The organism is Tepidimonas sp. (genome assembly GCF_046292505.1).
GTDB lineage: Bacteria > Pseudomonadota > Gammaproteobacteria > Burkholderiales > Burkholderiaceae_C > Tepidimonas.
Window position 1 is genome coordinate 1 of the sequence record NZ_JBKBQX010000149.1, and the last position, 873, is coordinate 873.

Here is an 873-nt window from a genome sequence, read left to right on the forward strand (position 1 = left end):
GCATCACCCCAAAACAGCGGCTGGCCATGGCCGCATAGCTCTACTTCTCGGAGCGCTGGATTTCGGGGGGATTACCGCCCGATAATCGGGTCATGCCCAGTCTCTACATCTACTCCCCCAGCGGGGCGGTGCGCGACCGCGCCGCTTTTCGGCGCGCCGTGCGCCGCTTGCAGGCCGCCGGCTACGGGGTGACGGTGGACCCCGCGGCGCTGGCCCGACACCAACGCTTTGCGGGCGATGACGATGAACGGCTGGCCGCCATCGAGCGCGCGGCTGCCAGCGGTGCGGACGTGGCGCTGACCACACGCGGGGGCTACGGCCTGACCCGCCTGCTGCCGCATTTGCCCTACGACGCAATCGACGCCGCCGCGCGCCGTGGCATGGCGTGGGTGGGGCTGAGCGACTTTACCGCCTTTGGGCTGGCTGTGCTGGCCCAGCGCGGGACGGCCACCTGGGCGGGCCCGGCCGTGATGGAGGACTGGGCGGTCGATGCGCTGGACGACATCACCGTCGCCTGTTTCGACGATCTGGCGCAGGGGGTGGGGGAGGGGGCTGGCTGGCGGCTGCCATCGTCCGACCTGCGGGCGCACCCCGAACTGGCGGCCGGCTGGCGCGTGCAAGGCGCTATGCTCTGGGGGGGCAATCTGTCGATTCTGGCCGGACTGGTGGGCACGCCGTACCTGCCGTCGGTGGACGGTGGCTTGCTGTTTCTGGAGGATGTGGGCGAACACCCCTACCGCATCGAGCGGATGCTGACGCAATTGCTGCTCGCAGGGGTGTTGGGGCGGCAAAAGGCCATTCTGCTGGGCGCGTTCAATCGCTTTGCGCTCACGCCGCACGACCGGGGGTTCCGGCTCGAGACGGTGGTGGCGT

General features: G+C 69.9%; 1 protein-coding gene. It reads left to right on the top strand.

Annotated elements, in window-relative coordinates; translation table 11 throughout:
- Positions 1-92 precede the first annotated feature (92 nt).
- The coding region (locus tag ACK4TH_RS12390) for an LD-carboxypeptidase (protein WP_409626889.1) at positions 93-873 on the top strand (781 nt) is incomplete at its 3' end.